This is a genomic window from Bacillus sp. AY18-3, from assembly GCF_008042305.1.
Taxonomy (GTDB): Bacteria; Bacillota; Bacilli; order Bacillales; family Bacillaceae_G; genus Bacillus_A; species Bacillus_A wiedmannii.
This window is the reverse complement of the sequence record NZ_QKQR01000035.1, coordinates 116038-125397: the sequence shown is the minus strand read 5'-3', so window position 1 is coordinate 125397 and position 9360 is coordinate 116038. Positions and strand designations below refer to the sequence as shown.

At 37.1% G+C, this 9360-nt stretch carries 7 protein-coding genes, 2 pseudogenes and 1 riboswitch; of the genes and pseudogenes, 5 read left to right on the top strand and 4 right to left on the bottom strand.

Features of this window, described 5'->3' with window-relative positions; all coding sequences use genetic code 11:
- Positions 1–463 precede the first annotated feature (463 nt).
- Positions 464–1048, top strand: coding sequence for a TetR/AcrR family transcriptional regulator (locus DM800_RS25585; RefSeq protein WP_060749950.1), 585 nt, complete (start codon positions 464–466; stop codon positions 1046–1048).
- A 58-nt stretch (positions 1049–1106) separates the two neighbouring features.
- On the top strand, positions 1107–2933 hold the full coding sequence (locus DM800_RS25580; RefSeq protein ID WP_147787906.1) for an alpha/beta fold hydrolase: 1827 nt from the start codon (positions 1107–1109) through the stop codon (positions 2931–2933).
- A 295-nt stretch (positions 2934–3228) separates the two neighbouring features.
- On the opposite strand, the pseudogene DM800_RS25570 reads toward DM800_RS25580, so the two are convergent.
- Positions 3229–3396 (bottom strand): annotated as a pseudogene (locus tag DM800_RS25570) (IS6 family transposase); the annotation flags it as partial.
- 139 nt (positions 3397–3535) lie between these two features.
- Here DM800_RS25570 and DM800_RS25565 point away from each other — a divergent pair.
- Positions 3536–3962: pseudogene (locus DM800_RS25565) on the top strand (Lrp/AsnC family transcriptional regulator).
- Between the two features lie 160 nt (positions 3963–4122).
- On the opposite strand, the gene DM800_RS25560 reads toward DM800_RS25565, so the two are convergent.
- Positions 4123–5328 (bottom strand): M20 family metallopeptidase, encoded by a 1206-nt coding sequence (locus tag DM800_RS25560; protein WP_088063955.1) that lies wholly within the window; start codon positions 5326–5328, stop codon positions 4123–4125.
- 88 nt (positions 5329–5416) lie between these two features.
- Positions 5417–5519, bottom strand: a riboswitch (SAM riboswitch).
- Positions 5520–5594: 75 nt separating this feature from the next.
- On the bottom strand, positions 5595–7904 hold the full coding sequence (locus tag DM800_RS25555) for an AAA domain-containing protein (protein WP_147787905.1): 2310 nt from the start codon (positions 7902–7904) through the stop codon (positions 5595–5597).
- A 111-nt stretch (positions 7905–8015) separates the two neighbouring features.
- On the opposite strand from DM800_RS25555, the gene DM800_RS25550 reads away from it, so the two are divergent.
- Entirely contained in the window at positions 8016–8408 is a 393-nt protein-coding gene (locus DM800_RS25550) for a VOC family protein (protein WP_147787904.1), read from the top strand.
- Between the two features lie 134 nt (positions 8409–8542).
- Positions 8543–8863: a hypothetical protein gene (locus tag DM800_RS25545; RefSeq protein WP_098815980.1), complete on the top strand. Its 321-nt coding sequence runs from the start codon at positions 8543–8545 to the stop codon at positions 8861–8863.
- Positions 8864–8978: 115 nt separating this feature from the next.
- Here DM800_RS25545 and DM800_RS25540 read toward each other — a convergent pair whose 3' ends face one another.
- Entirely contained in the window at positions 8979–9350 is a 372-nt protein-coding gene (locus DM800_RS25540) for a DUF1304 domain-containing protein (RefSeq protein ID WP_073515594.1), read from the bottom strand.
- Between the last annotated feature and the right edge of the window lie 10 nt (positions 9351–9360).

The following is a 9360-nucleotide window of genomic DNA, read 5'->3' as shown; positions in this document are numbered from 1 at the left end:
TATTGTTAGGATTAACACAACATGAGACATAACCCCAACCCATATTTTACTTTATTTATCCATAATATGTATTGAGAAAGAATGTAAATTCGAATCCTTTCCGTCCCCCAACTATTGATCGTTTTTTTCACCTATTATAATTAGTTATTTAGAATTTCATAATAAAAAACTGTAAAAAAAATAACGAGTCCCTTAACGTACAGGAAGCGGTTGAAAAATATGTCTAAACGCACAATTTTCTTTTTTTTTGATATGGTGACCCCATCGCAATCAAGCTAAGGTTTTGAAGTACCCACTAAATGAACTTTTTCTTTCTCTACAGGTAGTTACTTTGAGAAGGTAGCTCATTTTTTTGTTTTTGGGATGTTTACTTTTCTTAAGTTGATGGATGTGCGGTCGAACCCCTATGCATTTCATCAATCATTCCCTTGACTCTCCATTTATAGTACTGTATAGTACTAATATGAAAAAAAATACACTTACTAATAAAGATATTGCTCTGCAATCCGCTTTTACATTGTTTCTTACTAAAGGTTTTCTAGCAACAAGCATGGACGACATAGTCGCACATAGCAAAGTTTCAAAAACGAACATTTATTATTATTTTAAGAGCAAGGAGGAGCTGCTGCTCGCTATTGTTAATCAGTTGATAGCACATTACGAACAGCGAATTAATTATATTGTGTCTCAAACTGAGCTCACCGTTCAAGAGAAATTAGAAGCGGTACTCCACATTTTAAGCGATACTATTGAACAAAATAACTACCTTGGCGGTTGTCCTTTCCTGACTCTGTATACACAGACGCCTATTGACGCGGTTGAAATTAGAGATAGAATCAAGAGTTTTTTTGAAAAACAGCTGCATGGTGTTGAATTGATTTTAGCCCAAGGGATTGCACGACAAGAACTAAAGAAAGAGCTGCCCGTTAAACAAACAGCTATGTTGATTGTCTCCTCTATTGAGGGTGCTCTCTTCTTGGCTCAAGCTTCTAACAACCAAGATATGATCAAAAATTTATTTCCTACTTTAGCTTCCATGCTAAAGTAATATTTTAGATACATTAGTACTAGTTAGTACTATAAAATAATAAAGGAGTGTTTTTATTATGAATATCTTCATGACTGGCGGAACTGGTTATATTGGACGTCATTTAATCGCTGAGTTAGCTTCTCAGCATCAGATTTATGTACTTGTACGTCAAAAAAATCGTCTTCTTACCATCATCAATCAACTGGCACCCGATCAACAGAACAACATTGTTCCTGTTATCGGTGATCTAACGCAGCCTCGATTAGGTTTAAGTGATGATAGCTACAAACAATTACTTGCAACTGATCTAATTATTCACGCAGGAGGTCCAATGAATATTGAGTTGAACCTCATTGAAGCTGAACAGTCTTTCCTCACCCCTGCAAAATCCCTTGTTCGGCTAGCACAGGATATCCACGCTGAAAAAGAATTAAAGCATTTTATCCATGTCGCAGGCTTTATGAGTCCCTATCATGAACAAAATGCATTGTTGGATCTAGATCATTTGCTGGACAATCAACCACCTTATGAAAAAATGAAGTTTTTAGCCGACTCTTATATACGAAAATCTCTTCATAACATGAGCATTCCCTTATCTACTGTTAATCCTAGTGTAATCGTCGGAGACTCCTTCTCAGGAAAAACAGAACAGATTGGAGGCCTTAGTATCTTAGTCGATGCCGTAAGGCGAAATCTTATGCCGCTTGTTCCAGGCGGCGACGATTATTGGTTACCAATGGTTCATATTGACCATGTGGCTTCGTTTATTTCAAAACTTGTTAACACAGAAGGGTTATCAAGCAATACCTACTATCTTTTAGATTCTAAGCAAGAAAGTCCGTCGATCCGAACTTTCATCAAACTCATGGCACACGAATTGCAGACAACAAAGCCGTTAGGAACTATACCGCTTCCGTTATTGAAAACTGTGCTTAGAATGGGTGCTGATAAGATGCTTGGTATTCCTAAAGAATCCATGAGTTTTCTTGTTAAGTCGGAATTCCCTGTTTACAGTAAATTAGAAATAGAACAAAGGAACGGCAGAAATTCATTCGTAGTTCCGTCCACGCTCCCTTTTATCATTAGTGATTTGGATTATCGGTTAAATCATTTAGGCCTGAATCAAAATGAGCAGAAAGATTTTAGTCAACGAAGAAGGGCTAACTTAGTTTCGCTAGAGAAAGATAGGAATGAAACACCTATTATTTTTCTTCATGGGACGTTCAGCAATGCCGATGCCCTTTTGCCCCTCTCACAATTTTTAAGCGGTTTAAATACTTGGTTCGTAGATTTACCTGGATTTGGGCGTACCCCTTATCACCATAATCCTTCTGTGATAGAAGGCTATGTAGAGAGCATTTCCACTATGATCACTGAGTTGAACAGACCCGTTATATTAGTGGGGCATTCATTTGGCGGATTGATTGCGGCTCAAGTGATGGAACGGCTGCCCTCACTGATCAAACAACTCATTTTATTGCAGCCAGTACTGCATCCTATCCAACCTAAATATAGATTTCGACGTATTACAAGTTTCGTTCTAAAATATATGGAGCCCGCCTGTTTGGAAAAAGAGCTAATTCAAACCAATAGCTTCAGAACATCGAGTCAATTATTGAGTAATTACGCTCATTCTGTAGTCCGTGATTTAAAATCCCCCCGTATACGCAAAACTAACGCTACGGTCATGTCTTGCTTAACTATATCAAAATCCATCCAGTTAAATCCCGAGACATGGGATAAGAGGAAAATTAAGATACTATGGGGAGCTTTGGACAAGAATCATCATGTCCCAAAGCAGTTTGAACACTTGGATATTACACGTATTCAGTACGGTCATCAGTTTCCTGTTGAATCTCCTGAACTAACTGCTCAATGGATTTCTCAAGCTGTAACAGTATAAAGGTTCTTTTGATAGTATTGATGGAGGTGTAATTGTCAACACAAATTCAGACTGCTTTTTTAAGGGCTCGTTTTCTGAACTCAACTGAACTTAAATAACCTAAAGTACCATGAACATGATGATGGTTAAACTGGTTCTGTTGCAAAGTTTGAAAAAAGCATAAACAGGTTGGTAAATGCAGAACAATGTTTAGGAAATAGCTAGTAATTGTTGAAGTTCATTGTACGTTGAAAAGGCGGAGTCTCTTTGAAGACTTCGCCTTTGTTTATATAGGGTATGAATGGTTTCATAAGCGTGCAGATTTATTTTTTACTTTCCAAATTCGATAGATGGGATTGCCATATTTATGACTCCATCGCATGATGGTTGTTGTTTCCACTGAAATACCACGTTCTTTCAGGATTTCAGATACATCACGATAACCGAAAGAAAAACGGCAGTAGTAGCCGACAACTACTAAAATAACATCTTACTTGAATTGTTTTCCTTTAAAATATCTCATGTCTGATTCCCCTAAATCCTGTTTTCTAGAGTGTAGATTCATGTAGAAACTTTTGCAACTTTACGATTCACTTTAGAAAATAAAGCAAGGAGGCTACACAATGCAAAACGCAGTAAAACTGGATGAAATCGATCATAAAATTATGAACTTGTTGTATGAAAATGCGAGAATTTCTGTTTCAGAAATAGGACGTATTATATCCATGACGCAGTCTGCTGTAAAAGAGCGCATTAACAAACTTGAAGATCAAGGAGTTATCGCAGCTTACCGAACGAAATTTGAGCCTTCTAAAATTAATAAGAACATTCAAGCATTCATCATGTTTAAAACGAGTCAATGCTCTGATTTCATCCAATGTTGTAATGCCGCTCCCGAAGTAACTGATTTATATCGAATTAGCGGGGAGTTTAATTATATGATGAAGGTCATGAGCGATTCGATGGATTCTCTCGCTACATTTGCAATTTGGATTATCGTCTCCTTTAATTGTTTTAAAGAGTGAGTTTGAGGAGAAATTGTCGTTCTGATAAAGAGATACGTATTATCCCCCGCTAACAGTAAAAGTTTTTCTTTTATGAGAAAAACCAACAAAATCAATGATTAGTAAACAAAAAAGAACATTGATATTTCAATGTTCTTTTTTGTATCTCTACTTATTAATTAGATTCCTCTTCTAATAGAGTACCCTTACCCCTGATTCCTCTGCGCCTCTCTAAACTCCTCCTTCACCTTCTCTAACAGCCCTTCTTCCGTAATTAATCGATACGCCGTATTCGCTAGTGCTTTTGCGGATGTAATTAACGCTTTATCTCCAAGTTCTGAACGTGCTGCTTCTCTAAATTCATTCGTATGCGCAATTAAGTCATCTGGACCGATTTTAATGTACGGATGAATTGTTGGTACGACTTGACTTACGTTTCCTGCGTCTGTTGAGCCGATGCCAAATCTTTCTTTCCGATTTACGTCTTCACCTTGTAATTCTAGTTCTTCGGCTACGACGTCATTATATGTTTTTGTTACGAGTAGTTCATCGATTTCGTTTTGGAATTGATGGATTTTCACTTTTGCGCCTGTTGCTAACGCTGCTCCTTGTGCGATATTTTTTACTTTTTCTGTTACTTCTGCACATCTTTTTCGCGTTGCTGCACGGATGAAGAACCTTGCTGATGCGTAATCAGGAATAATATTAGGTGCTTTTCCGCCCTCGGTAATAACGCCATGAATTTTCACATCTGATGGAAGTTGTTGGCGAAGTGCGTTAATACCGTTATAAAGTTGAATTATCGCATCTAATGCGTTAATCCCTTCTTCAGGTGAAGCTGCGGCGTGAGCTGTTTTTCCGTAAAAATGAAAATCAAGTGGATCGACTGCTAGTGAAGGGCTCGTTGGCGCTGTTTTTCCGCTCGGATGAATCATAAGTGCCGCATCAATATCTTTAAATAACCCCGCTTTTACATAACTTGCTTTCGCACTACCATTTGGTCCTCCTTCTTCAGCTGGAGTACCAAACACGACAACTTCTCCGCCAATTTCTTCAAGCGTTTCTGATAATGCGATCGCGGCCGCAACGCTAATTGTGCCAATTAAATTGTGACCACACGCATGACCAAGTCCTGGTAAAGCGTCATACTCAGCTAAAAATGCGATAACTGGCCCTTGTTTTCCTGAACTTTTTCGCGCGATAAAACCTGTTTCATGTCCAGCTATATTGTGCTGCAGCTGAAACCCTGCACTACCTAGTAATAAACTTAACGTTCTTGATGCGTAAAACTCTTGGTTACCAATCTCCGGATTCGCATGAATATCGTGACTTGTTTCTATGTACTTTTCCTTATTTCTTTCTATACTCTCTTCAATTGTTTTTCTTTGTGACGTTACTCCAGTCGCTCCCATTTCTCTTCCCCCTTATATTTTCACATAAAAAAGCCTCTTTCTAAAAGATAGAAAGAGGCTTCTGCATTTACAGTCAAAATGAGCTTCTTTCTTATCTTTCAAGTTACCTTGCTGGAATTGGCACAGTATTCATAAAAGAATCCGCTGCCGAGGTGTCATAGGGCCAGTCCCTCAACCTCTCGTGATAAGAATTTTCATAAGATTATATTAAATTATATTCATTCTATGTTCATTCCAATTAAAAGTCAAGGAATTCCTATCCGAATTTACCGAATATCTAAAAATCCTTTTAACACACCAATTGTTTCCGGTGCTTGTAATCTTGCACATACGTACGGAAATTCCATACTACCTTCAAACATCATTTGAGATGTGAGCGGTGCTCCTGCCCAAAAGATTTCATCATCGATTACGATAAACGGGAATGCTGTATTTTGTCTTTGTAACTTTACATTTTTTAACGGAACTGGTCCATCACTATACACTGTTATTTGCGCATTTGTACGCATTAACGCTTGCCAGACTCGCCTATCCACTTGCTTTGTACTTGGAAGTGAAATAATAATTTTTCGTTTTGCGGCTAAAATATCTTTCAATAACCCTTTCGGCTCTTCAAGATTCATTTCCATAAACCAGCGTAAACGTTTCGAAATTTTCCGCTCCCACAATTGTCTTGATGTCGTACGATTATACACATCTCCGTGACGTTCTATATGAGCTGTTAATTGTGATAACGCTTGTTTTCTCGAAAGGTTTTTACGCATATAATGACAATCTGATAATTGAATGAACTTCCCTCTCGCCCTTGTCACTGCAACGTTGACGAGGCGATGATTTTTATGGTCAAAGAATAACACGCCAGGTCGTTCTTGCGGATAACTATCAACCGTATCAAATATCATCATATCTCTTTCAGAACCTTGAAACTTATGAACCGTCGCCGCTAAAACTGGTATGTTTTGATATTTCGTTCTCTGCAACATTTCTCTAATACACGTTGATAAAAAGCGGGATTGCGCCCTGTAAGGTGTAACAACACCGATCGATTGAACACCATCTAACAGTCCGATTAATATCATTTGCATCGCTACTAAACCAGACATAATGTTAAATCGAGAACCAGAAGCAGCGTCCTTTAACGAAAAGGCTCCCATTAAGCTCGTATCAAATAAAACACTTGCCTCATTTGCGAACGGTTGCAATCGCGCAAGTTCTTTACGCTCTGAAACAGACGGATGGTCGTATACTCTATTTTTATAAATAAATGAGTTTGTAAACTTCGATATATCCGCATGCATACGCCTTTGTTCCTGCAACATAAATAGGTTCGGATGTGCTTCTGATTTATTGACAGAATCAACAATCCCAGCATGGTAAAACATATCTTCCCCAAGCCATTTTCGAACGAGTTCATGGTTCGCCATCGCAATTGGAGGTAACTGTAAAAAGTCCCCACAAACGACGATACGTTTTCCAAGTGAAGCTGCTAATGCAATTTGCGGAACATATGCCATACTCACTTCATCTACGACAACTAAATCAAATGTACGCTCATAAATAAGTGAATCAATGGCACATTTCGATAAAGTTGCGCCGATTACTTTTGCATTTTCAATATATTCTTTTTCTACTTCTTTAATTTTCGCTTTTTGCTTTCGAAGATCACTTTCAATCTCTTGTATACGCTTCTTATCAGCAGAAGTCGCTTTATATGATAAAATCTTTTCACGAAGATCTTGTCGTGTTTCCTCTAAATAGAGTCTTTCCTCTCCCCATGATCCGTTCGTCGTTTCAACTAACTTCGACGTAAGTAATGTTTCATGATTTCTTATATGTTCATGTTGACTATAACCGTAACGAACAATTTCACCAGGTGTCCATTTCTTTTTCTTCTCAATTTGCTTCGTTACTTCACTCATTAATACGTCTACTGCCGCATTACTATGAGCTAATACAAGTACCGATTTTCCTTTTTGATAATGCGCCGAAATAATACGTGATAAATTGTAAGACTTCCCTGTTCCAGGGGGTCCCCACACGTACGTTGTCGGATTGTAAAATGAACGATATGCCAATTCATTTTTCGGATTTTTCATCTTCTCAATATGTTTCGGACTGCTCGTCCCATCAACAAGACGCTTTATACGATTACGTTTTAACTTATCTTTATGTGCCTCTTTCAATCGCTCTTGTAGTTGCTCTAACAATTGCCACGGTTCACTGTATAAAACAGCTTCTCGTATTTCACCTTGTATATAATCATTTAATTTCAGTTCTATTTCTAATCCATGTACAGATAATACTTCTCCTGTCGCTTCCTCACCATCAAACTCAATTCGAATTGGTGAACCTTCCGGTAAGCTTACTTCCGATATGAGCTGAAATACGTATACTGTACTTTCATAATCTGTATATAAAAAACGACCGTTCATGATAGAAATTTTACTACCACCTATCGTTTTCCAATGTTTAATTTCATACGCTAATGCATAATGCCACTCTTTCATCGTTGCCGATAATGAAGGAGTTTGAGTAGGTGTATTCATCGTATAATCTCCTTCCTTCTCCCCAAACATACTTTCTCACTATACCATATAACACGCTAAAATTTGTAAGGTTTTTATCTTGCTTATTTTCTTAATTTTCAATAACATATTGTATATATTTTTCAGAAAGAAGGGATCTACATGCCAGTTAGAAGAATTGAACACGTCGGTCTTATGGTCGCAAACTTAGAAGCATCTATTTCATTTTATGAAGAAGTAGTTGGCTTACAGCTCATTAAACGTATGGGTCACCCGAATCCCGACTTAAAACTCGCTTTTTTAGGTGTGGAAGAATCGAAGGAAACGATACTCGAATTAATTGAAGGCTACAACTCTTCTCTTCCGGCAGAAGGAAAAGTACATCACATTTGCTTTAAAGTGGATTCATTAGAAGATGAAATCGAAAGACTACAGAAACACAGAGTAACCTTTTTACTAGGAGAAGAAATTGAAACATTACCAGATGGAACACGTTACATATTCTTCGCTGGTCCTGATGGAGAATGGATTGAGTTTTTTGAGACGGAGAGATAAAGTAAACCTTTATTTTGCGGGATAGAAAAAGAGCCGGAATTCCGGCCCTTGTTTTTAAATAGTAACAAGGAAACATATCTTCAATCCGAAAACTCACCTATATTAAAAAACAATCATTTTGTTAGGAGCAGAGAATGATTAATACAATCTATATTATTATTTTTTGGATCCTTATACTCTTTCCAATCCTTTATGTAATCAAGATAAAGCATTGGAATTTAAAAGTAGTTGCCGTATTTGTTGGAAGAATTCTATTAAGCATTGTCTATTTCATAAATGGAATGGTGTTAGGTCTGCAACGGAATTGGATAGAGTCCCCCTATGAAACAGAATGGGAGTTCTTTATAAAGTCTTTATTACACAGTAAAACTGATGCATTTATACACTTGTTACTTCTCATTATTATCATTATTTTGGATCTAGTCATTACATTTTATTATATTAATAAAATGTAATAGGGTGTTTTTCCTATTTCTTTTCTTACTGAGGTAGCGCCACATACCTAGAAAGTTAAGAGTATGCAAAGTCATTTTTAGGAAAGATTGTTTCTTTTATTGAAAAACTTTGTTTCTACATCATAGATAAAAGAGCGACCAATGCTAAAATAGCTGGAAGTCCTTGTTTCACAATAATTGATTTATTAGATGTGAAACCTCCAAAAATAGCTGCGATCACCACACAAATCACGAAAAATAATTGAACCATATAACCAATTGGGTTAAACCCAATTATAAGTCCCCAAATGAGACCAGCGGCTAAAAATCCATTATATAACCCTTGGTTTGCAAACATAACAGCTACGTTTTTATCTCCTTCTAAATGCTTCGGTAATTTGAAAGCACGTTTCGCTACTTTTGAATTAATAAAAAACATTTCGAGGATCATGATAAACAAATGTTCTAATGCTACAATCCCGACTAAAATAGCTGCGATTATTTCCATACCATTCTAC

What these genes read in the sequence shown, in the direction of transcription:
- DM800_RS25585 (WP_060749950.1), top strand. Translation starts at nt 464, where the DNA reads ATGAAAAAAAATACACTTACTAATAAAGATATTGCTCTGCAATCCGCT.
- DM800_RS25555 (WP_147787905.1), bottom strand. Translation starts at nt 7,904, where the DNA reads ATGTTTGGGGAGAAGGAAGGAGATTATACGATGAATACACCTACTCAA.
- DM800_RS25550 (WP_147787904.1), top strand. Translation starts at nt 8,016, where the DNA reads ATGCCAGTTAGAAGAATTGAACACGTCGGTCTTATGGTCGCAAACTTA.
- DM800_RS25560 (WP_088063955.1), bottom strand. Translation starts at nt 5,328, where the DNA reads ATGGGAGCGACTGGAGTAACGTCACAAAGAAAAACAATTGAAGAGAGT.
- DM800_RS25580 (WP_147787906.1), top strand. Translation starts at nt 1,107, where the DNA reads ATGAATATCTTCATGACTGGCGGAACTGGTTATATTGGACGTCATTTA.
- DM800_RS25545 (WP_098815980.1), top strand. Translation starts at nt 8,543, where the DNA reads ATGATTAATACAATCTATATTATTATTTTTTGGATCCTTATACTCTTT.
- DM800_RS25540 (WP_073515594.1), bottom strand. Translation starts at nt 9,350, where the DNA reads ATGGAAATAATCGCAGCTATTTTAGTCGGGATTGTAGCATTAGAACAT.